We start from the raw sequence: 22577 nt of genomic DNA, 5'->3' as shown, positions 1-22577 counted from the left end.
CCCCGTGTCTCAGATGGCAAGATATTCGGCGCGCAGCTTTTCGTCGTCCAGCACCTCTTTCGCGGAACCGTCGTAGACCACGGAACCGGTGTCAAGGATCACCGCCCGATCAGCGAGTTTCAATGCCGCAACTGCATTTTGTTCGACAATCACCGTGGTGATCCCCTGATCACGGATGATGGCAAGAGTTTTGGCGATTTCCTGCACGATGACGGGGGCCAGACCCTCATAGGGTTCGTCAAGCAGTAACACTTTGATGTCGCGGCACAAGGCGCGGGCGATGGCCAGCATCTGCTGCTCGCCGCCCGACAGGGTGATGCCCTCTTGCCGGCGTCGTTCGCCCAGCCGAGGGAACAGCTCGTACACCCGTTCGATCGACCAACCGATCGGCGGCGCGATCTGCGCCAGTTTCAGATTTTCCTCGACCGTCAGGCCGGGGATGATGCGGCGATCTTCGGGGACCAGTGCGATTCCGTTTGTTGCAGCCTCATAGGATTTCATCAAGTGCAGCGGTTTGTGGTCCAGCCAGATTTCACCGCTCCGCAGCGCGGGATTGTCGAGCCGTGCAATGGTGCGCAATGTGCTGGTCTTGCCCGCGCCGTTGCGCCCCAGAAGCGCCAGTATCTCGCCCTCGCGAATATCAAAGCTGACCCCCTGCACGATATAGCTTTCGCCATAATAGGCGTGGATATCCCAGACCGATAGAAAGGCAGGATGGGTGGCGGCGTTGTTGGCGTGTTTGTTGAACGGGGCGTTCATGATCGGCTCCTTGTTGCGGGCGGGGCTAAATTTCTCTCAGAGAAATTTGTGGAAATTCTCATTGAGAATTTCGGTCCCTAGACCTGCGCTTCGCCCAAATAGGCTTCGCGCACTTTGGGATGGCCTTTGATATTTTCGGGCGTGTCTTCGACCAAGGGAGTGCCCTGGGCCAGCACGGTGATCCGCTCGGCCAGTGAAAATACCACATGCATATCATGCTCGATGATACACATTGTGATGTCACGCGACGCCTTGATTTCTTTCAGCAGGTCGATGGTATTATTGGTGTCGGCGCGGGCCATACCTGCCGTGGGTTCGTCCAGCAGCAGCAATTTTGGCTGTTGTGACAGGCACATGGCCATTTCCAACCGACGCTTGTCACCACGCGACAGGGACGCGGCATTGGCGTGCCGTTTGTCCTGCATGTCGACGTCTTCCAACATCGCTTCGGTGCGCATGACAATGTCGGCGTCGTTCAGCACCCGGGAAAAGGCGTGCAGGGCGAATGCGCCGTCGCGTTTGGCGAAAATCGGGATCATCACGTTTTCAAACACTGTCAGATCGCCAAAGATTTCCGGCGTCTGGAAAACCCGCGAAATGCCCATCTGGTTGATCTCATGCGGTTTGCGGCCCAGAACGGATTGCCCGTCGAACATCACCGATCCGGTGTCCGGCATCAGCTTGCCGATCAGACAGTTCAGCAGGGTCGACTTGCCCGCGCCGTTTGGACCAATGATGGCATGAACGGTGTTTTCCATCACGTTGAGGTTGACGTTGTCCAGCGCTTTGAGCCCGCCGAACCGTTTGCTCACGTTGTTGACTTCGAGAATGCCCATGGGTGTGGCTCCTATTCGGCGGGATGCTTGACAGAGACGGGCTGATCGGGCTTTCGGCGACGGAACAGCGCGGCGATCTTCTGTCCACCCTGCACCAGACCGCCGGGCAGGAAGATCACGACGAGCATGAAGACAAGGCCGAGCGTCAGATTCCATCCCTTGCCGATGAACGGATGGACGATGAACACCAGAAAATCGCTGAGACCGTCGGGGAACAGGGAAAACCACTGGTGCAGGATGGAATCGTTGATCTTGGACAGAATGTTCTCAAGATATTTGATCAACCCGGCCCCAAGAACCGGTCCGATCAGCGTGCCCATGCCCCCGAGGATCGTCATCAGTACCACTTCGCCGGATCGTGTCCACTGCATCCGTTCCGCGCCAGCCAGCGGATCCATTGCCACCAAAAGCCCGCCCGCCAGCCCGGCGAACATGCCCGAGATCACAAAGGCTGCCAGCGTATAGGGGCGCGAGTTCAGCCCGGTATAGTTCATCCGCTGCTGGTTCGATTTTACCGCCCGCAGCATCATCCCGAAAGGCGAGCGGAAGATCCGGATCGATACGTAGAACGCCGCGATCATGAATACCGCGCACAGATAGTATCCGGCGTTCAGGGTAAACTCCCATCCGCCAAAGTACAGCTCCGTGCTCGAACGCATCTCGATGCCAAAGAAATTGGGGACCGGCAGAGATCCGTCCGCCGCAGCAGCGCCGTCCAGAATTCGCGGATCATTCAGCGAAAGCTGCAACCCGGTTTCGCCATTGGTGATCGGCGTCAGCACCGAATAGGCCAGCGCATAGGACATCTGCGCAAAGGCCAGCGTCAGGATCGAGAAATAGATCCCCGACCGGCGCAGCGAGATATAGCCGATCAGCACCGAGAATAGCCCCGCCACCACGACGGCGATCACGATTGCCGGCAAGACATTCATCGACAACAGTTTGAACATCCAGACCCCGGCATAAGACCCCGTGCCAAGAAACGCCGCGTGACCGAACGACAGATATCCGGTCAGTCCGAACAGAATGTTGAACCCGATGGCGAAGATCCCGAAGATCAGGAACCTTTGCATCAGATCGGGATAGCCCGCGTTGAACTGTGCCATCGGCGATGCGGCGGGAAACGGGTTCAGGATGAAAGGCGCGAAAACCACCATGGCGACGACAATCGCGAACAGGGCCGTGTCTCTTTTGGTCAGTCCGAGCATTGGTTTAGTCCTCCATCACGCCTTTGCGCCCCATCAGCCCGCGTGGCCGAACGAGCAGAATAACCATCGCCACCAGATAGATAATGACCTGATTGATCCCCGGGATTGCCTCAATCACCACGCTCATCGAGGCGAAACTTTGCAGGATTCCCAGCAGGAAACCGGCCAGTACCGCCCCCGGCAGCGACCCCATGCCGCCCACCACGACGACGACGAAGGACAGCACGAGAAAATCCATTCCCATATGATAATTCGGTGAAACAATCGGGGTATACATCACCCCGGCCAGACCGGCGACGGCGGCGGCGATGCCGAACATGATCGTGAATTTGCGGTCGATGTTGATGCCCAGCAACCCGACTGTCTCACGATCCGCCATACCTGCCCGGACAACCATGCCGAAGGTGGTGAATTGCAAAAAGGCAAAGACGGCGCCGATGACGATCATCGAGAACATGAAGTAGATCAACCGCCAGTACGGATAGAAGACGGTGAAGGGATCGAACCCCAGAAGAACTCCGAAATCGAAAGATCCGGCAAACATTTGTGGCGCGGCCGTAGGGATCGGATTGGCACCGAAGAACGCCTTGATGATCTCTTGCAAGACGATGGCCAGACCAAAGGTCACCAGAATCTGATCGGCATGGGGACGTTTATAGAAATGCTTGATCAGCCCCCGCTCCATGATCACACCAATCAGGATCATCACCGGAATGGTCACGATGATCGACAGTGGCACCGACCAGTCGATGATCGCTGCCCCCATGGTTTCACCCAGCCAGTCCTGAATATACGGCACCTCGATCTTTCTGGGGTTGCCCAGAAAATCGGTCTTGGTTTCGTCGAGAACCACATGTGAAACCTGCAACAGGCGGTTCAGGGTGACCGCGCAGAACGCGCCCAGCATGAACAGCGCGCCATGGGCAAAATTGACAACCCCGAGCGTGCCGAAAATCAGCGTCAGGCCTAGTGCGATCAACGCATAGGCCGCGCCCTTGTCCAGTCCATTGAGGATCTGGAGGATGAAGGATTCCATGGGTTATGTCCCCGGTGCTCTGATGATTTTCAGAAGGATGGACCGCGCGCCAGAACGGCGCGCGGTCCTGTCATGATGCGAATGTCAGGCGCCCGGGTTGCACGTGCCCAGAGAGCCGCCCTGAAAATCGGGATGGTCGACTGGATAGGTCGCCGTATCGCGCGGCGTGATGTCGACAATTTCGACCAGATCGAATTCGTTCTCGGGCTCTTCCTTGCCCTTCACCACGACGACATCCTTGAAGCACTGGTGATCGTCGGCGCGGTACAGGGTGGGACCATTGCCCATCCCGTCGAATTCGAACCCTTCCAGCGCCTCGGCCACGGAACAGGGGTTGAACGATTTGCCCCGGGTGACCGCATCGGCGTAAAGCAGCGCCTGAACATAGCAGGTCTGGGCCGCCTGCGATGGTGGAAAGCCGTATTTGGTGCCGAACGACTGAACAAAGGCGTTGGTGCCCTTGTAACGGTCGCCCTTTTCGTTCTCCAACTTCCAGTCCCAGTTTTGCGAACCGAAAATACCCTTGATGTTGGCACCCGCACCGCGGGCCATCAATTCGGAATACAGCGGCACGACGATGGTGAAATCCTTGCCGTTGGCCTGCATATCCTTCAGCCCGAACTGCACCGCCTGGGTCAGCGAATTCACCATGTCCCCGCCGTAGTGGTTCAGGATCAGCACATCCGCGCCCGATTGCGCGACGGGGGTGATGTAGGATGAAAAATCGCCCGCGCCGACCGGAGTAAGCACCGTGTTGACGGTCTCCCAACCCATCGCCTCGGTATAGGTGCGCATGGACTTTTCCTGGCTCCAGCCCCAGGTATAATCGGCGGTCAGGTGGTATGCTTTGCGGTCCTTGCCATAGTTGGCCTCAAGGATCGGAGCCAGCGCGCGGCCCGACATTTCGGTGTTGAAGAAGTGCCGGAAGCCATTGGCGCGGCGGTCCTTGCCGGTGGTGTCGTTCGAGTGGGTCAGTCCGGCCATGAAGATCAGGCCGGCCTCCTGACACAGCGCCTGAACCCCGACGGCAACGCCCGAGGACGAACCGCCAGAAATCATGATCACGCCGTCCTTCTCGATCATCGAACGGGCCGAAGAACGCGCGGTATCGGTGTTGGTGGCTGTGTCGCCGGTGACGAACTCCACTTTTTTGCCAAGGATGCCGGTGCCGTCCAGATTTTTTTCCGAGAACGTCTGCAGCATCCCGCCGTCGCCTTCACCATTCAGGTGCTCGACCGCCAGTTGGAAGGCGCGCAGCTCGTCCGCGCCCTCATCGGCATAGGCGCCGGTCTGGGGCACGTTGAACCCCAGCGTGACGGTGCCGCCCTCGGGCGCGTTGGTATAGCCAGAATGTGCGGCCGACCACGCGGAGCCGGTAAAGATGGTGGGCAGGGCAAGCCCGGCGCCGGTTGCGGCCCCGGTGCGCAGCAGCCCGCGGCGTGTAAAGTTCGATCGTGTCATGAAAACCTCCCGTTGCGTCAGGTGTCCGTGGGTTCTGGCCCCCGGACCGTCCCTTTGTCAGGACTACTGGCAGAGTGTTCCAAGGTGGAAATCCACTCAACTCAGCACTCGGGTACCGGGCAAGATATGTAAAAAACTTGACAGGATTGAGTGAAAATCTGTAAATAAATTGATATTTCGGAGTGGTAATGGCTGATGCGAAAGGTTTTCTCGCTTGGAAGATATGGCACCAATCGGCAGCCGGATCCGCGCGCGGCGCATTGATCTGGGATTGCGGCAGGTCGAACTGTCCCGGCGCATCGGAATTTCAGCGGCCTATCTGAACCTGATCGAACACAACCGCCGTCCGATCGCGGGTAAGCGGATGGCAGATCTGGCGCGTGAACTGGACACCGACGTTCAGGTGCTGACCGGCGCGGCGTTTGCGCCACTGACCGGTGGATTGCGCGATGTTGCGGCGCGAAGCCGGGGGGCGACAGCCGATCCGGCCAGCGCCGAGGATCTGGCGACAAAGTTTCCCGATTGGGCCGCGCTGATGATCGCGCAGGACCGGCGCATCATCGGGCTTGAAAGGGCGGTCGACAACCTGAGCGATCGGCTCGCCAACGACCCGTGGCTGTCCGCCGCGCTGCATGACATCTTGTCCAGCGTGACGGCGATCCATTCGGCCAGTGGCATCCTTGTCGACGACCCGGGGATCGAACCGGACTGGCAGGCGCGGTTCCTGCGCAACCTGCACGAGGACAGCCAGCGTCTGGCCGACAGCGCCAAAGGTTTGGTCGGGTATCTTGAAACCGGGGATGGTTTGGAACGCGGGTTGGCATCGCCGCAGGAGGAACTTGAGGCGTGGCTGTGCACCCGAGACTGGCACCTCTGCGAGGCCGAGACCGGCGGCGACCCTGAATTGCCTCCGGGACTTTCGTCAGGTGCGCTGGCCTTGGCCCGGGCCCATGTGGCGCAATACCAGCGAGACGCCGAAACGCTGCCGCTGGCTGGGCTGCGGGCAGGTCTTGCCGCCTGTGACGGCGACACTGCCTTTGATCCCGGGGCGCTGATCGCCTTGGCGGGCGGTGATCTGCTGTGCCTGTTTCGGCGTCTGGCCAGCCTGCCGGAAGGCGTGGCAGGCCGCCCCGTCGGGCTGGCGGTCTGTGACGGTTCGGGCGCGTTGACCCTGCGCAAGCCGATTGAGGGACTGGCGATGCCGCATCCCGGCGTCACCTGCCCGCTCTGGCCGCTTTACACGGCGCTGTCGCGTCCGATGACCCCGATCCGTCAGCGCATTGCGCCGCCCGGACGGGACGCGCAGTGCTTTGCCACCTTCGCGGTGTCCGTTCCAGATCTGACGGGTGGATTCGATCGCCCGCCGGTGACCACGGCGGCCATGCTTGTCCTGCCCGACGACACCCCCGGTCCGGCGCTTGGTGTTGGTCCGTATTGCCGCATCTGTCCGCGCAACGCTTGTCCGGCCCGGCGTGAACCATCGATTCTGGCCGATACCGGTCTTGGCTGACTGTGCCCCGGTCTGCCCGCATGACTCTGTGCGGATCGAAATGTCCGCCACCCTTTGACACAAGCCGGGAGCGGGGTGCATAGTTGACTAAGCCAGCGCCGAAAGGCCGGTCGCATCATCGATCTCGGGGGGGGAAGGGTGGTCAGACGAATCCTGCTGATCGAGGACGAGCCCAATATAATTGAGGCAGTACGCTATATACTGACCCGTGAGGGCTGGGCGGTCGACACCCACTCCGACGGCGCAACCGCGCTGTCACAGGTGGCCCGTCGGCGGCCCGATGTGATCATTCTGGACGCGATGTTGCCCAACCGTTCTGGGTTCGACATCCTGCGCGATCTCAGGGCCGATGCCGCAACGGCCGAAATTCCCGTCCTGATGCTGACCGCCCGCGGCCAGCAGAAAGACCGCGATCTGGCCGAAAGGCTGGGCGCTGACCGATTCATGACAAAACCGTTTTCCAATGCCGAGGTATTGGCCTGCGTTCAGGCTCTGGCCGGGGCAGATTAAATGCCGTTCCGCGATCAGCATCCGCAGGTACCGCCGCGTGTGTCCGGCAGGCAAACCATTGAGCCGTTGTTTCTGGAACGCCGCAGTTATCGCCGCCGCCGCCTTGCAGATGCGGCGCGTCTTCTGCCGCTGCTGGGTGCGGCGCTGTTTCTGTCGCCGGTCCTGTGGTTTGCCGAAGACGGAGCCGGCCCGGGCACTGCAGCGGGCGGTATCTATCTTTTCGCAGTCTGGACCGCTCTGATCCTTGGTGCCGCTGTGATGTCGCGCGGTTTGACCCGCAACGAGGCACCGCACCGGGATCCGATGGATTCCGGGCAGGATTCCTGATGCTGTCGTTCAATGTTCTGGCGCTGGCCTGTGGAATTTACGTCATATTTCTGTTCACCGTCGCTTTTGTGGCCGAAAAGCGTGCCGAGCGCGGGCGGTTGGGCATCCTGCGCTCGCCTCTCGTCTATACCCTGTCGCTGTCGATCTATTGCACCGCCTGGACGTTTTATGGCGCGGTTGGCTATGCGGCGCGCTCGGGGCTGGAATTTGTAACGATCTATCTGGGTCCGACGCTGGTGATGGTGGGGTGGTGGGCGCTGCTGCGCAAACTGGTCAGGATCGCCCGCACCCAGCGCATCACCAGCATCGCCGACCTGATATCCTCGCGCTATGGCAAGTCGAACCTGCTGGGCGTGTTGGTGACCCTGCTGGCGGTGATCGGCACTACGCCCTATATCGCGCTGCAATTGCAGTCGGTGACCCTGTCGTTCTCGGTCTTTGCACCCGACACACCCAATGGGCTGGACCGTTCGGGCGCGCTGAATTCCACTGCGCTTTGGGTGGCGGCGGGATTGGCAGTGTTCACCATCCTGTTCGGCACCCGCAACCTTGACGTGAATGAACGCCATCACGGCGTCGTCACGGCCATCGCGGTCGAGGCGGTGGTCAAACTGGTCGCGCTGCTGGCGGTGGGGGTGTTCGTGGTTTGGGGCGTGGCGGGTGGCCCGACCGGGGTTTACGAGATGATCGAAACCAGCCCGATCGCCGATTGGCGGATGGAGCATGGGCGCTGGGTCACGCTGACCTTTCTGTCGGCGGCGGCCTTTGTCTGTCTGCCAAGGATGTTTCACGTTTTGGTTGTCGAGAATTCCGACGAAGGCCATTTGGCCACCGCCGCCTGGGCGTTTCCGCTATATATGTTCGCGATGAGCCTGTTTGTCGTGCCCATCGCCGTTGTCGGGCTGGCGATGCTGCCCGGCGATGCCGACCCCGATCTGTTCGTTCTGACCGTGCCGCTGTTCTTTGACCGCGAGGGGTTGGCGATGCTGTCGTTCCTTGGCGGGTTTTCCTCGGCCACATCGATGGTGATTGTCGCATCAATCGCGCTGTCGACGATGGTCAGCAATCATATCGTGATGCCAATCTGGCTGTCATCGCGCAAGGGCGGTGCGACGATGTCGGGCGACGTGCGCAGCGTTGTTTTGCGGGCGCGGCGGATTTCAATCGTCGGGGTTCTCGCGCTCGGCTATATTTACTATCGCGCGCAGGGCGGTGGCACGGCGCTGGCCGCCATCGGGCTGATCGCTTTTGCGGGGATCGCGCAAGTTTTGCCGGCGTTGTTGGGCGCGATATACTGGCGCGGCGGCACCCGGGCCGGGGCGGCCAGCGGGCTTATCGTGGGGTTCGCCATCTGGGCCTGGACACTGTTGCTTCCCGGTTTCGGTACTGGCGCGGTGATCAGCGCCACGGTTCTGGCTGAAGGGCCGTTCGGACTTGGCTGGCTGCGCCCGCAAGCCCTGTTCGGCATATCCGGGATCGATCCGGTGGTGCATGCGACCCTGTGGTCCATTGGGCTAAACACGCTGGTTTTTATCACGGTGTCGCTGCTCGGCTTTCCCGGTCCGCTTGAACGGTTGCAGGGCGCCGAATTCGTCAACATCTTTCGCCACTCGGCGGGCGCGCGGGGCTGGGCGCCTGCGGGGGTCGAGCCTGAGGATCTGCTGATGATGTCACAGCGGATCCTGGGCGCCGCCGAGGCACAGGCGCTGTTTCAGGCAGCGGCCGCGCGACAGGGAAAAAAGGGTTATCTGCCTGATCCCACGCCGGAATTTCTTGAGCGGTTGGAGCGTGAACTGTCCGGATCGGTGGGGGCTGCCACCGCCCATGCGATGCTCGGCCAGATCACCGGCGGCAGGGCTGTTTCGGTCGAGGAATTGATGCAGGTCGCGGATGAAACCGCGCAGATCATGGAGTACTCCAGTCAGCTTGAAGCGAAATCAGAAGAACTGGGCCGCACCGCGCGCCAGCTGCGCGAGGCGAACGAAAAGCTGACCGCGCTGTCGATCCAGAAAGATTCGTTTCTCAGCCAGATCAGCCACGAGTTGCGCACGCCGATGACATCAATCCGCGCGTTTTCCGAAATCCTGCGCGATGGGGCGGATCTGGACTCCGAAACGCGTGCCCGGTTTTCGACGATTATCCACGAAGAGGCCCGGCGACTGACGCGTTTGCTGGACGAACTGCTGGATCTGGGTACGTTGGAAAGTGGTCGGGTGACGCTGAACGAGAGCCTTGTGGTGGTCGGGGATGTGATCGATCGCGCGGTGTTGGCAACGGCGAACGATACCGTCAGGGCCGTCGGCACTGTCAACGGATTGCGGATTGACCGTGCGCCCGGCGACGAGCGGTTCGTGATCTTCACCGACCCCGACCGTCTGGCGCAGGTGTTCATCAACCTTATCTCGAACGCGCAGAAATATTGCGATGCCGATTCTCCGGTGCTGCGGATCATCCTGCGCGGCAGTGAGGATCGGCTGAGCGTGGATTTCATCGACAACGGCAGTGGTATTTCTCAGGGAAATCAGCCGGTGATCTTCGAGAAATTCTTGCGTCTTGCCAATACCCGCTCGGTGGATGGGGCGGGCTTGGGTCTCGCGATCTGTCGCGAAATCATGATCCGTCTTGGCGGGCAGATCACCTATGTGCCCGGGCAGGGCGGGGCGGCGTTTCGCGTGGCGTTGCCGCGGCGTTTGCGACAGGTGGCCGGGGATCAGGGCGTTGCGGATTTGGCCTGATCCCCGGCGCGTCTGAACGCTGGTTCAGGCATCTACGAGATGGCGCGTGGAGTGATCCGGGTTTGAGTTGAACCCCGTGAACACATTTGGCGGCAAATTCAGGATTTGGTAACTTTGCTGGTCCACAACCGGCCTATGCAGTCAGAAGGTCGGCATCTATGACGCAGGGCGCGCGGTCCTCAACAATTCGGCGTAAGGTGGCATCTGCGGCGGCACCTGCGCCCATCGGGGCGATGACCTTGGAACGGGCATGGCGTCTGGCGCTGGTGCACGGGTTGTCAGGCGCGGCCGGGCTGGCCGTGACACTGGACAGCCTGTCGGGACGGGACGTCGAGCCGATTGATATGGGCGCGCTGATGGATACCGGCGATCTTGCCATCCTTCTGGAAGGCCCGAACGGGTTTGGCGTGGCGCTGTTTGACGTGCAAATGATGGCCGGGCTGTTGGAAGCACAGACCATGGGCCGGATTCTGGCCCGCCCGGCGCAGCCACGCACGCCGACGCCGACCGATGGCGCGATGATTGCCAATCCGCTGGACCGCGTGCTGACCCTGTTTGAAACCCACGGTCAGGGTGTTGCCGGGGCTGATCTCTGTTTCGGTCTGCGCTATGCCACGATGCTGACGGACGGTCGCACAGTGATGCTGGCGCTGCCCGATGAACCCCACCTGCTGAGCGAATTTATACTGGTTCTTGGCGCCGGCGAGCGGCGTGGCCGACTGCGCCTGATCCTGCCTCGTGCACTGCCGCCCAAGGCTGATACGACGGACACCGGGCCGGAATGGAATGCACAGCTGGAACATAATCTGATGGGGGCCACGGCGACCTTGCAGGCGGTACTGATCCGGCTGCAACTGCCGATCGAGGTTATCACCCGTCTGTCCAAGGGCGATCTTGTGCCGGTCCCTGCAACCGCCCTTGGGCATGTGGCCTTGAGCACCTGCACCGGGACGGTGATTGCGCAGGGGCGGCTCGGCCAGAAATCAGGGATGAAAGCGATACTCCTTGACGGAATGCCCGAACCTCCGCCTGCCGCACTGCCTCTCCCCGAGGCCGGGGAATGAAGAACGCGACGTGCCCGCGCTGTTGCAGGCCAATTGGCAGGGCATTCACACCCATGCGAACCCAGAGCGTCGCGCGTCTCGGGCCACTGACAGCGGGTTCAACCGCGGGCTGCAGCCTCGATTTGGTGGCGCAGGCCCGACAGGTCGTATCCACCTGCGGCTGCGGCGGCGATCAAGTCGTCTGTCGGCATCTTGCCCGACTGACTCATCGTCCAGACCACGGACGACCGCATGCCCGAGCGGCAATAGGCCAGCACCGGGCCGGTGGCCGAAGCGATCGCATCACCCTGCAGCGTGACGTTCTGCGGAGTCAGTCCACCGTTCGAGACCGGGTTATAGGTGAAGGACAGGCCCGCTGCCTCAGCCGCCGCACGAATCGTCTCGGCGTTCTCTCCCGGCCCGATTTCTTCGTCCGGTCTGTTGCAGATGATCGCGGTAAACCCGGCCTGTTTCGCCGCCGCGACATCGTCCGGCGAAATCTGGCCCGCAACCGAATATTCGGGGGTCAGGGTGTTAATCTGCATGTGTCATCCTTTTGCGGAGTCGGCGTGTCGGCGCACCGGTACGGCGGCCCACATACCGAACGCCATGGCGGCGAGGAAAACAACCCCTCCGGCGCCGTTGGCCGACATCGCGGCAAGTGCCGGACCGGGACAGAGGCCCGACAGCCCCCAGCCGATGCCGAACATCACCGATCCGGCCGCCAGACGCAGATCAATCCCGGGATCGGGGCGGGTGGGAAAGTCACCGCCCAATCTGGGCCGGCGACCGCGCGCAAAAGCCCAGGCGCCTGCCATGGGCAAAATCGCACCGCCCATCACGAAAATCAGCGTCGGATCCCATGCGCCCGCGACGTCGAGAAAACCGCGCACACGCGCGGTGTCGGTCATTCCCGACACGACCAGCCCCACGCCGAACAGCGCCCCGGCCACCAAGGCAATCAACAGCCGCGTCATACCACACCCAATCCGTGCCGGAACAACGCCACCGATGCCACACCCGCGCCGACATAGAGCAGCGTCGCGATGATGCCGCGCGGCGACAGGCGCGAGATGCCGCAGACCCCGTGCCCCGAGGTGCAGCCGTTGGCGATGCGCGTTCCCAGCCCCACCAAAAACCCGGCGGCGATCAGCACTGTCCAATTGTCTGTCAGGTGGGTGTCGGGCACTCCGATCAGTGCGGGCAGGGCGACAAGTCCCAGCAGAAACGCCGCGTATTCCGGCGCGCGCCCCCCCGCCGATCCGTCGATCAGACCGCCGAAGATGCCCGACGCGCCCATGATCCGGCCGTTGAACAAAAGGAAGACGGCCCCGGCACAGCCGATCATCAATCCGCCGATCAACCCATAAATCCAGCTTGTTTCCATAATGTTTACAACTTGTTGATTGGCAGTTTCAGAAAGACGTCGCCCTGGGCGTCGGGCTCTGGCATGTGGCCTGCGCGCATGTTGACCTGAAGCGACGGCACGATCAGTTTCGGCATCGACAGTTTGGCGTCGCGTTCATTGCGCATCCGCACGAATTCTTCGCCCGTCTTGCCAGCTATATGAACGTTCTTCGCTTTTGCTTCGGCCACGGTGGTTTCCCATGCAAAGCTGTCGCGCCCCGGCGCCTTGTAATCGTGACAGACGAAAATCCGCGTTTTGTCGGGCAGGGTCAGGATGCGCTGGATCGAATCGTACAGGTCCTGCGCCGAGCCGCCTGGGAAATCGCAGCGCGCCGTGCCAAAATCGGGCATGAACAGGGTGTCACCGACAAATGCCGCATCCGAGATCACATAGGTCAGGCAGGCGGGCGTGTGCCCCGGCGTGTGCATGACATCGCCGCGCATTTGTCCGATGTGAAAGCTGTCACCATCCTTGAACAGGGCGTCGAACTGCGATCCGTCACGCTGAAACTCACTGCCTTCGTTGAACACCTTGCCGAATGTGTCCTGCACCAAGGTGATCTGGTCGCCGATGCCGATCTTGCCGCCCAGTCGTTGTTGAAGATAGGGCGCGGCGGACAGATGGTCGGCATGGACATGGGTTTCGAGGATCCACTGAACATCCAGCCCCGCATCCTGAACAAAGGTGACGATCCGGTCGGCTGACGCGGTGTCGGTGCGCCCCGATGCATGGTCAAAGTCAAGAACCGAGTCGATCACAGCTGCCGCTGTTCCAGCAGGGTCTCGGATGACATAGGAGATGGTGTTGGTTGCCTCGTCAAAAAACGCAGTGACGTCGGGGGTCATGGTGGGTTCCTATCGCTTGTTGGGCCGTGTCTAGGCCCGGGACGGGCGGTTTGCAATTTAGACCGAACCTCACACAGACATAAGCATGGATAGCGCGGATAGCCCGGATTCAATCGCACAATCTGTCCCGGGCAACCTGTGCCGCGAGCCGGTTTGACCCATGGAACCGACGCCGCTGCCAGCGTCAGGCCAAGCAGAGAAAGTTTGGATAGTATGTCTTATGACACAACCCTATGGCGAAACGCGTGCTAGTGTCTGCTCTCACGCGGTTGGGGGGATGTTGACAATGCTTCGTGGCATGATGACAAAAAACGACGATGAACCGGTTGTTCACCGTCCCGGAACTGCGCCGGTGAATGAGTCTAACAGCAAGATTCGGCGGAATGTGACCCGGATCAAGCTAGTTCTGGAAGAGAAGGATTATCCTGCTCCCGCCTCCAAGCGCGATGAATGACTTCGGCCGTGACCCCTATTATTCCGGCGGCGCATATTTTCGCAGTTCTGCCCGGGCGACCTGTCGGCGATGCACGGCGTCCGGGCCATCGGCCAATCTGAGCGTGCGCAGATTGCACCACTGACGGGCCAGCGGCGTGTCCTGACTTATCCCTTCCGCTCCGAACATCTGGATCGCCTGATCGGTGATTTTCAGCGCGATCTGCGGCGCGACCACCTTGATCTGCGATATCCACGGTGCAGCGGCGCGGGCATCGCCCCGGTCCATCATCCATGCGGTCTTGAGGCAAAGCAGCCGCGCCTGTTCAATCTCCATCCGGGCATCAGCGATATGGTCGAAATTCGCCCCAAGGTGTGCCAGCGGCTTACCGAAAGCGGTGCGTGACAGAGACCGTTGACACATCAGCTCCAATGCTTTTTCCGCCTGACCGATGGCGCGCATACAGTGGTGAATCCGCCCCGGCCCGAGACGCGCCTGAGCGATTTCGAACCCCCGCCCAACCCCCAGCAAAAGATTTTCGCGCGGCACCCGCACATTGGCGAACTGGATGTGAAAATGCCCGTGCGGCGCGTCGTCATGGCCGAAGACAGTCATTGCGCGCAGCTTTTCGATCCCCGGAGTGGCGGAGTCGACCACGATCATCGAGTGGCGCGCATGTTTTGGCGCATCATCGCCGTCGGTGCGGACCATCACGATATAGACCGCACAGCGCGGATCGCCGGCGCCCGTCGCCCACCATTTTTCGCCGTTAAGCACGAAATCGTCACCATCGGCGACGCAAGACATGGCGATATTGGTGGCATCGGAACTGGCCACATCGGGTTCGGTCATTAGATAGGCGGATCGAATTTTGCCGTTCAGCAGCGGCGTCAGCCAGCGGTCTTTCATCTGCGGTGTCCCGTGGCGGCCCAATACCTCCATGTTGCCGGTGTCAGGGGCGTTGCAGTTGAAAACCTCGGCGGCAAGGTGGGATTTGCCCATCTCTTCCGCAAGATAGGCATATTCGACAGTGTTCAATTCCGGTCCATCGTCGCGGGACCACAGGTTCCACAGCCCCTGTTCGCGGGCGCGTTCCTTCAACCCCTCCAGAATTCGGGTCTGAAGCGGGGTAAACCGCCAGCGGTTGCCTTTTGGAACCTCGGACAGAAAATCGGCGTCCTGCGGCGCAATTTCATCGCGGATCATCGTGCGGACCCGGTCAAGCAGCGGCAGCAGGCGGTCGGATGGACCTAGGGACATGGTCATGTCGGGCGCCTTTCGTTTGCACCACTCTGTCAAGGAAAGCGGACCGGTTCAATCAAGGGATTGCGTGACGGCCCATGGTAGATACAAATTGCGCCATGACTTTGGGGCAGGCCGATGACATCTCCACGCTGAAGGACTGGCTGGGCGCCCATGTGCCCGGGCTGGGCGTTGTCACGCGGATCGACAAGTTTTCCGGTGGGCAATCGAATCCGACATATCTGGTCACCGGTACGCGCCGCGTCGTGCTGCGGTGCAAGCCGCCCGGAACATTACTCCCCTCCGCGCATATGGTCGAACGTGAATTCGCCGTGATGCAGGCGCTGGAGGGCAGCGGTGTGCCGGTGCCGAAAGTGGTTCTGCTGGCGCGCGACGATGACTCGCCACTGGGCCGGGCCTTTTTCGTGATGGAGCATCTGGACGGGCGGATCTTCTGGGATCCGGCACTGCCCGAACTGGCGCACGAGACAAGGGCGGTGGTGTATGACGGGATGAACGCGGTGCTGGCGGCGCTGCATTCGGTCGATCCGGTTGCCGTGGGTCTGGCCGATTTCGGTAAACCCGGAAGTTACTTTGCCCGCCAGACCGACCGCTGGACGCGGCAATATCTGGCGACGGCGGACACGCCGCTGGCGGATATGATCTATCTGGCGCGCTGGCTGGCAGATCATATGCCCGGCGATGACGGACAGACGGCCATCGTCCATGGGGATTTCCGGCTTGATAACATGATCTTTGAGTCCGGCGGATCGCGCATTCTGGGGTTGCTGGACTGGGAGTTGAGCACTCTGGGTCACCCGCTGGCCGATCTCGCCTATCAGTGCATGCAATGGCGTTTGCCATATGACGGTGGACCCCAGGGAATGCGCGGGCTGGGCGGTCTGGACCGTGCCGCGCTGGGATTGCCGGATGAGGCGGATTATGTCGCCGCCTATTGCGCAAGACGCGGGATTGCGGTGATTGGCGACTGGACCTTCTTTCTGGCCTTTTCCTTTTACCGGCTGGCGGCCATTCTGGAAGGTGTTGTGGCGCGGGCGCGGGGCGGCAATGCGTCGAACCCGGCGGCAGCGATGAAATATGCCGGGTCGATCCCGGTTCTGGCGGAAATGGCGGCGCGGTTGACGCGCGAAGGGACAGAGACATGAGGATCGAAACCGCGATTGACGGCGATGTGGCGGTGATCACCTTTGCCAATCCGCCGCTGAACGCGCTTGATGGTGCGCTGCGTGCCGGCTTGGCGCAGGCCATGACGCAGGCGATTGCGAACGGTGATGTGCGGGTTGTGGTTCTGGCGGCCTCGGGCCCGGATTTCTGCGCCGGAACCACCGCAGAGCAGACATCTCCGACCTTGGCCGAACTTTGCGAAATGATCGAGACGTCACGGAAACCTGTGATCGCGGTACTGACGGGTGCGGTTCTGGGCGACGGGCTCGACCTGGCATTGGCCTGTCATTATCGCACGGCATCGGTTGGGGTGCGGGTCGGGATGCCCGGCGTCCGTCTGGGCCTGCCGCCATCGGGCGGTGCGACCCAACGGTTGCCGCGGCTGGTCGGCGGTGCCGCGACGCTGTCGCTTTCGCTGGACGGGCAGGCGGTGCCACCGATGAACGGCCTGCTGGATGACCCCGCAGCCGATGGGATCGAAGCCGCGATGCGGCTGGCGACGCAACCGCTTTCCCGGCGTCCGACCGCAAACCGGATCGAGGGGCTGGCCGATCCCGCAGGATATATGACGGCGGTGAAAAAGGCGCGTGCGTCGATTGAAGGCTCGCCTCTGCTGGCCTCTGAAAAGATCGTCACCTGTGTCGAGGGCGCGATGCTGTTGCCGATGACGACAGGTCTGGAGATGGAGCGCGCCGCCTATGCGGATTGCGCCGCCACCCCGGCCAGCCGCGCGTTGCGCCATCTGGCCCGGGCCGAGGCTCAGGCTTGGCAGGTGCCGCAGGCGGCGGGCGGGCGGGCCGGTGCATTGGCGCGGATTGCGATTCTGGGTGGTACTGACCGGGCGGGGGAACTGGCGCTTAGCTGTCTTGACGCCGGGCTTGAGGTGCTGCTGATCGAACTTGATCCTGCCGGACAGGCCGCAGTGCTTGAGCGATTGCTGAGCCTTTATGACGACGCCGTGGCGCGCGGCACGCTGGGCGCAGAAGAGCGCGACAGACGCCTGATGCGGATCGTGCCGGATGCGGCGTTCGACGATCTTTCAGAGGTCGATGCAGTGTGGGAAGCGGGCGCCGACAGCCCAGAGGTGCGGAGCGAAACCTGGGCGGCCATCGGTCTGTTGGCGCGCCCCGGTGCGCTGTTGCTGGCCGATGGCGATACCGTACCTCTGGCACCGCTTGTGACTGCGGCGGGGCGTGCGGGCGACATGGCGGGGCTGCATGTGGTCGGGCCGGGGCACACCGGCGCGCTGGTCGAGCTGGTGCTGTCCAAGGACGCAACGCCCGACACGGCGGCGGCGGCACTGGCGTTGGTTCGGCGGCTGGGCCGTCGGGTCATTCTGGCGCAGGATCGCCCGGGACGTGTGGCCCATGCATTGTCCGAAGTGCTTGAGCGCACGATCGAAACCCTGCTGATCGGTGGCTGCCGTGCGGGTGACATCGACACCGAGCTGACCGGCTACGGATTTCGGATGCCGCCCTGCGAAACGCTTGACCGGCGGGGGATCGACCGGGTGTTGAACCATCGGCGCCGGGTGGCGGGGCAGGGCGTGGCCACTACGCCCGAGGTTGCTCTGCTGGACGCGCTGGCCGACAGCGGTCTGACCGGGCGTGCTGTGGGTGAGGGGCTGTATCTCTGGGCCAGTGATCGGGCCGGTGGTTTGGCCGGTGAGGAAGCAGACTCCGGCGAAGGTCCGCTTTCGGAATCCGACGAGGCGCGGGCGCTGATGCTCGCCCTGGCCGAGGATTGCGACATGGCGCCGCTGCGGTTGCGAGCGGGGAAAATTGCCGATATCTGCGCCGCGGCTTTGGCCAATGCGGGGGCCAAAATGATCGAGTCCGGCGCGGTGTTGCATCCCGGTGACGTCGATGTGGCTGCGGTGCATGCCCTTGGGTTTCCACGGTGGCGGGGCGGGCCGATGATCGCCGCCGATCTGCATGGATTGGTTCGGATCGGGCACGATCTGGCCTTGTTGGACACAGGTGGCGACCTGTCGCCGCTGTTTGATGAGTTGATCAAGAACGGGCGGGGATTTTGCGATATGGCAGAGATGGCAGACTGAGAAAGCAGCCCGACCCGCCGGTGGCGGGCCAGCGTCAGGCCGTTGATGGGCCAGCGTCAGGTCAGTGACTGGCCAGTCGCGTTCTATTGACCCGCCAGCGTCAGGCCAGGAAAATCCCGACGGTAATCATCATCAACCCAAGAACCGACAGCGCCAGCGCGCCCATGTTGACCGCCACCAGCCGTTGCAGTCTTGCGCGCATCGCCGCATCGTCAAGCCCTTCGCGCCGCACGCGCATCGCCGCGACGATGCACCAGATCAAGGCCACAAGGCCGGACAGCGACAGGGCCGCACCGCTCCAGATCAGGGCATCCATTCGTTCGCTCCGCGTTGCATAAAAGCCGCTCCTAACCCGGCCGGGCAGCCATGGCAACGTCCGTGCGGGGTTGCGATGGGCGGGCGGTCTGATTAGGGATTGTCGGCAAAACAGCCAAGAGGTCGAGCATGAGCGATATGTCATCCCAATCCCCCGCACATTCCCCCGCGCAACCGTCCGAAGGGGGCTATCACGTCGCCGCCGAGGAACTGCGCCAGTTCGTCGAGCGGTACGAACGGCTTGAGCAAGAAAAACAGGACATCGCCGAAGCCCAGAAAGAGGTGATGGCCGAGGCCAAGGGCCGTGGCTATGACACCAAAGTGATCCGCAAGATCATCGCCATGCGAAAACGCGACAAAGATGATCTGGCCGAGGAAGAAGCGGTGCTGGAGATGTATAAAGCTGCGCTGGGAATGGCGTAAAGACCTAATAAATATCAATGAACACAGGCGCTGTGCGGGCTTTGAAAGTGTTGTGCAGCGCCTGTTTCTATGGAAAACACCGCGTTTTTGAGCGTGACAATTCCGCGAATGCTCTGGTTTTGTGTGCCAGCGCGACTGCTGTCTGCGACATGATCCATGTGCCGTTGAGTGGTCCCGGACCATGCAAAAGAGATCTGACGACTACGTCAAGCATTTTTTATCAAATTTTAAATTTGGGCCTGCGCCATCGTGCCAGCCAACCGGTCAGCGGTGCGTACGTGTAGGGTCAGCTCAATCCCTGGGCCAAATGGTCCAGAAGCAACCCGCGCTTCGGTAACAGGTGACGGTTTTGCGGATAGATCGCCAAGATGCCATCGTCCGCTGCGCGATATGCATCAAGCACGGGCATCAGCCGTCCCGCCTGAAATTCAGCTTCGACGTATTAGTCCGGCAGCTGGACGATTCCGACGCCCTTTCGTGCGGCATCGACCAAAGACCACCCGCTGTTGCAGCGAATATTCCCGTTGACCGGGGTGAGGCGCGTCTTGTGACGTTCGTGAAAGCGCCACTACCGCAATCGTAATTTACCGAAATTTGGGATTATGGCGCAGCAAGTTTAGTGTAGACCCCTCGTATCAACCGCTGCACGAGCGGTTTTTCATCAAAGCAAAGTGAGTCCCCATGACCGAGATGATCAAATCCAAGGCAGCCGTTGCCTGGGCCGCCAACCAGCCGCTCTCGATCGAAGAGATTGACGTAATGCCGCCGCAAAAGGGCGAAGTGCGCGTGCGCATCATTGCCTCAGGTGTGTGCCATACCGACGCGTTCACCCTGTCCGGCGATGACCCCGAGGGGCTGTTCCCCGTCGTGCTGGGCCACGAGGGCGGCGGCATTGTCGAATCCATCGGCGAAGGTGTGACCAGCGTTGCCGTGGGCGACCATGTTATCCCGCTCTACACGCCCGAATGTGGCGAGTGCAAATTCTGCAAGTCCGGCAAGACCAACCTGTGCCAGAAGATCCGCGAAACTCAAGGCAAGGGATTGATGCCCGACGGAACCACACGGTTCTTCAAGGACGGCAAACCGATCCTGCACTATATGGGCTGTTCGACATTCTCGGAATACACCGTGCTGCCGGAAATCTCGCTGGCCAAGGTAAACCCCGAGGCGCCGCTTGAAGAGGTGTGCCTCCTGGGCTGTGGCGTCACCACTGGCATCGGTGCCGTGATGAACACCGCCAAGGTCGAAGAAGGCGCCACCGTCGCGATCTTCGGCATGGGCGGCATCGGTCTGTCGGCTGTGATCGGCGCGACAATGGCCAAAGCCAGCCGGATCATCGTGATCGATATCAACGAAAGCAAATTCGATCTGGCCCGCAAGCTGGGCGCGACCGATTTCATCAACCCCAAGAACTACGACAAGCCGATCCAGGATGTGATTGTCGAACTGACCGACGGCGGCGTTGATTATTCATTCGAGTGTATCGGCAACGTCAATGTCATGCGCTCGGCGCTGGAATGTTGCCACAAGGGCTGGGGTGAATCCGTGATCATCGGTGTGGCCGGTGCGGGGCAGGAGATCTCGACCCGTCCGTTCCAGCTGGTTACTGGCCGTGTCTGGCGCGGATCGGCCTTTGGCGGCGTCAAAGGCCGCTCGGAACTCCCCGACTATGTCGAGCGGTATTTGCAGGGTGAATTCAAGTTAAGCGACTTCATCACCCACACCATGGGACTTGAGGACATCAACGAAGCATTCGAGCTGATGCACGAAGGCAAAAGCATCCGCAGCGTCATCCACTTCGACAAGTAATTACACTCGACCGGGCGGCGGCGCGCAACATCGCGCCGCTGCTCCTTTGTTTTCAGGCCTGCGTCCGCAATTCGTCTGGCCCAAACCCGCATAGGCTGCCCGGCTGGCAAACGGTTCTGCCGGGGTTCGCCAAAAGGCGCGTGAGTTGCGACAACTCACCGATATCCAGCCGTGCAAATTCTACCGAAAGCGACCCGCGCCGCAGTTTTTGCCGTCGCAGTCCGGGGACACTGAAATCTGCCCCCGAGATACCCGTAAAGACGACAAGCGCATTGTGCGGCAATCGACGTCGATATTCTTGCTGTTATGGACACGCGCACCCCGCAGCTGAATGCAGTGGTTAGGATCACACAGGATATCTTTGGGCCGTGATTGAGGTGATTGTTCAGATCCCGCCTTGCGATGGCACCAAAGCTATTTTGCAGAACGGCTTTGCACAGTACTGCTCGGCAAAATCTTGTGGCATGCCTGAGATGTTCAGGTCCGCGCAAGCTCAGGCCTGAAGGTTAAGCCCCCGGCCACGAATTCAGGCATGCAACAGGGTTACCCCGTGCTGCGCGGCAATGGTATCCAGATCTGCCTCATAGGTTTCGGTCATCCGCGCGACCAGATCTTCGGTCCAGCCGGGAAGGTCGATCTCTTCCTCCATTTCATCCTCAAGCCCGAACTTGTCCAGAAACGCCCCCATCACCCGGCGGCGCGCTGTCTGGTTGGACGGCGGATGGCCCTTGGTATAGGCGCGCAGTCGCTGCATCCCCTCGTTCGACATGATCTGACGCAGCAAATCGAATCCGCCGTGCAATCCGGCATCTTCATCGACACCGGCCAACGCCTGTGAAATCTCGCCCCAGATCAGCGGAGAGTCTTCGTGACACCACACGGTCAGCGGACAGTCGGGGCAGGCGGCCCGGATTCGTGCCACGGTTTCTGACCAGCGCATGTCACTTGGGCGAAACCCGGACGAAAAATCCTCGAAAGATGCGGCACCCTGCATGGAACCGTACAGCGCGGGAATGAAGGTGGCCGGGTTGCGGATGGCAAGATACAGAGCCACCGGATTGTCGGGAAAAACGTTGCGCAGCCAAGCGATTTTGTGCGCCTTTGGATAAAGGTGCCGCCCATCGACCGCCATCGCGGGCATCGAAATGAAATTCGGATTCGACAGGATCAGCCGCGCGGGTTCGTCGCCTTCCAGCACCGATTCAAGCACCACATCGCGTGTGTCGCCGGTGGCCGGTTCACCGCGCAGCACGTTCATCACCTGACCCAGAACATCGCGATACCGGCCGGGTCCGGGCACGCTGACGCCATAGGGCGACAGATGGTCGCGATTGCGCAACAAAGTGCGCAGCAACCGCGTGCTGTCGGTGCAATGGGCGCCGAGGTGTATCGCTATATCCATGAAGGGAATTGTCTCCGAGTTTATGGCGATT

At 61.3% G+C, this 22577-nt stretch carries 22 protein-coding genes; 10 read left to right on the top strand and 12 right to left on the bottom strand.

Annotated elements, in window-relative coordinates; translation table 11 throughout:
* Positions 1–9: 9 nt before the first annotated feature.
* From FQ320_RS06245 to FQ320_RS06225, 5 genes are all read right to left on the bottom strand, one after another.
* Positions 10–759 carry an ABC transporter ATP-binding protein gene (locus FQ320_RS06245; RefSeq protein ID WP_148470820.1) on the bottom strand — a complete coding sequence of 250 codons (750 nt, stop codon included), beginning with the start codon at positions 757–759 and terminating at the stop codon, positions 10–12.
* 77 nt (positions 760–836) lie between these two features.
* On the bottom strand, positions 837–1595 hold the full coding sequence (locus tag FQ320_RS06240; protein WP_148470819.1) for an ABC transporter ATP-binding protein: 759 nt from the start codon (positions 1593–1595) through the stop codon (positions 837–839).
* An 11-nt stretch (positions 1596–1606) separates the two neighbouring features.
* Positions 1607–2803: a branched-chain amino acid ABC transporter permease gene (locus tag FQ320_RS06235; protein WP_148470817.1), complete on the bottom strand. Its 1197-nt coding sequence runs from the start codon at positions 2801–2803 to the stop codon at positions 1607–1609.
* A 4-nt stretch (positions 2804–2807) separates the two neighbouring features.
* Positions 2808–3839 carry a branched-chain amino acid ABC transporter permease gene (locus FQ320_RS06230; RefSeq protein WP_148470815.1) on the bottom strand — a complete coding sequence of 344 codons (1032 nt, stop codon included), beginning with the start codon at positions 3837–3839 and terminating at the stop codon, positions 2808–2810.
* 84 nt (positions 3840–3923) lie between these two features.
* On the bottom strand, positions 3924–5300 hold the full coding sequence (locus FQ320_RS06225) for a substrate-binding protein (RefSeq protein WP_148470813.1): 1377 nt from the start codon (positions 5298–5300) through the stop codon (positions 3924–3926).
* A gap of 223 nt (positions 5301–5523) precedes the next feature.
* Between FQ320_RS06225 and FQ320_RS06220 the strand changes: the two genes are divergently transcribed.
* From FQ320_RS06220 to FQ320_RS06200, 5 genes are all read left to right on the top strand, one after another.
* Positions 5524–6810, top strand: a complete 1287-nt coding sequence (locus FQ320_RS06220) for a short-chain fatty acyl-CoA regulator family protein (protein ID WP_255509407.1) — start codon at positions 5524–5526, stop codon at positions 6808–6810.
* 138 nt (positions 6811–6948) lie between these two features.
* Positions 6949–7320 carry a response regulator transcription factor gene (locus FQ320_RS06215; RefSeq protein WP_148470809.1) on the top strand — a complete coding sequence of 124 codons (372 nt, stop codon included), beginning with the start codon at positions 6949–6951 and terminating at the stop codon, positions 7318–7320.
* The gene (locus FQ320_RS06210) at positions 7321–7647 is read left to right on the top strand and encodes a hypothetical protein (RefSeq protein WP_370513026.1); all 327 of its coding nucleotides are present in this window, start codon (positions 7321–7323) and stop codon (positions 7645–7647) included.
* Entirely contained in the window at positions 7647–10382 is a 2736-nt protein-coding gene (locus FQ320_RS06205; protein ID WP_148470807.1) for an ATP-binding protein, read from the top strand. Before FQ320_RS06210 ends, FQ320_RS06205 begins: the two co-directional genes overlap by 1 nt.
* A 158-nt stretch (positions 10383–10540) precedes the next feature.
* Positions 10541–11446: a FliM/FliN family flagellar motor switch protein gene (locus tag FQ320_RS06200; RefSeq protein WP_148470805.1), complete on the top strand. Its 906-nt coding sequence runs from the start codon at positions 10541–10543 to the stop codon at positions 11444–11446.
* A gap of 98 nt (positions 11447–11544) precedes the next feature.
* Here the strand turns inward: FQ320_RS06200 and FQ320_RS06195 are convergent, their stop codons facing one another.
* The 4 genes from FQ320_RS06195 to FQ320_RS06180 are packed head-to-tail and all read right to left on the bottom strand — an operon-like array spanning position 11545 to position 13678.
* Positions 11545–11970 (bottom strand): TIGR01244 family sulfur transferase, encoded by a 426-nt coding sequence (locus FQ320_RS06195; protein WP_148470803.1) that lies wholly within the window; start codon positions 11968–11970, stop codon positions 11545–11547.
* 3 nt (positions 11971–11973) lie between these two features.
* On the bottom strand, positions 11974–12402 hold the full coding sequence (locus tag FQ320_RS06190) for a DUF6691 family protein (RefSeq protein ID WP_148470801.1): 429 nt from the start codon (positions 12400–12402) through the stop codon (positions 11974–11976).
* Positions 12399–12812 carry a YeeE/YedE family protein gene (locus FQ320_RS06185; RefSeq protein WP_148470799.1) on the bottom strand — a complete coding sequence of 138 codons (414 nt, stop codon included), beginning with the start codon at positions 12810–12812 and terminating at the stop codon, positions 12399–12401. Before FQ320_RS06185 ends, FQ320_RS06190 begins: the two co-directional genes overlap by 4 nt.
* 5 nt (positions 12813–12817) lie before the next feature.
* Positions 12818–13678, bottom strand: coding sequence for an MBL fold metallo-hydrolase (locus FQ320_RS06180; protein ID WP_148470797.1), 861 nt, complete (start codon positions 13676–13678; stop codon positions 12818–12820).
* A 286-nt stretch (positions 13679–13964) separates the two neighbouring features.
* On the opposite strand from FQ320_RS06180, the gene FQ320_RS25550 reads away from it, so the two are divergent.
* Positions 13965–14132, top strand: coding sequence for a hypothetical protein (locus FQ320_RS25550; RefSeq protein ID WP_187393791.1), 168 nt, complete (start codon positions 13965–13967; stop codon positions 14130–14132).
* 18 nt (positions 14133–14150) lie between these two features.
* On the opposite strand, the gene FQ320_RS06175 is transcribed toward FQ320_RS25550, so the two are convergent.
* Positions 14151–15377 (bottom strand): acyl-CoA dehydrogenase family protein, encoded by a 1227-nt coding sequence (locus tag FQ320_RS06175; protein WP_370513025.1) that lies wholly within the window; start codon positions 15375–15377, stop codon positions 14151–14153.
* 74 nt (positions 15378–15451) lie between these two features.
* On the opposite strand from FQ320_RS06175, the gene FQ320_RS06170 reads away from it, so the two are divergent.
* Positions 15452–16519, top strand: a complete 1068-nt coding sequence (locus tag FQ320_RS06170) for a phosphotransferase family protein (RefSeq protein ID WP_222861576.1) — start codon at positions 15452–15454, stop codon at positions 16517–16519.
* Positions 16516–18597 carry an enoyl-CoA hydratase-related protein gene (locus FQ320_RS06165; RefSeq protein WP_148470795.1) on the top strand — a complete coding sequence of 694 codons (2082 nt, stop codon included), beginning with the start codon at positions 16516–16518 and terminating at the stop codon, positions 18595–18597. Before FQ320_RS06170 ends, FQ320_RS06165 begins: the two co-directional genes overlap by 4 nt.
* Positions 18598–18697: 100 nt before the next feature.
* Here FQ320_RS06165 and FQ320_RS06160 read toward each other — a convergent pair whose 3' ends face one another.
* On the bottom strand, positions 18698–18913 hold the full coding sequence (locus FQ320_RS06160; RefSeq protein WP_148470794.1) for a hypothetical protein: 216 nt from the start codon (positions 18911–18913) through the stop codon (positions 18698–18700).
* Positions 18914–19050: 137 nt separating this feature from the next.
* Between FQ320_RS06160 and FQ320_RS06155 the strand changes: the two genes are divergently transcribed.
* Both FQ320_RS06155 and FQ320_RS06145 read left to right on the top strand, forming a co-directional pair.
* Positions 19051–19335 (top strand): DUF2312 domain-containing protein, encoded by a 285-nt coding sequence (locus FQ320_RS06155; protein ID WP_148471097.1) that lies wholly within the window; start codon positions 19051–19053, stop codon positions 19333–19335.
* Between the two features lie 690 nt (positions 19336–20025).
* Complete coding sequence (locus FQ320_RS06145) at positions 20026–21144, top strand: S-(hydroxymethyl)glutathione dehydrogenase/class III alcohol dehydrogenase (protein ID WP_370513036.1); 1119 nt, start codon at positions 20026–20028, stop codon at positions 21142–21144.
* Between the two features lie 526 nt (positions 21145–21670).
* On the opposite strand, the gene FQ320_RS06140 is transcribed toward FQ320_RS06145, so the two are convergent.
* Complete coding sequence (locus FQ320_RS06140) at positions 21671–22546, bottom strand: hypothetical protein (RefSeq protein ID WP_148470790.1); 876 nt, start codon at positions 22544–22546, stop codon at positions 21671–21673.
* Positions 22547–22577: the final 31 nt, after the last annotated feature.

Source organism: Oceaniovalibus sp. ACAM 378, assembly GCF_008085915.1.
Lineage (GTDB): Bacteria > Pseudomonadota > Alphaproteobacteria > Rhodobacterales > Rhodobacteraceae > Oceaniglobus.
Note: the sequence above shows the minus strand (reverse complement) of the source record. Positions and strands in the feature narration are given on the sequence as shown.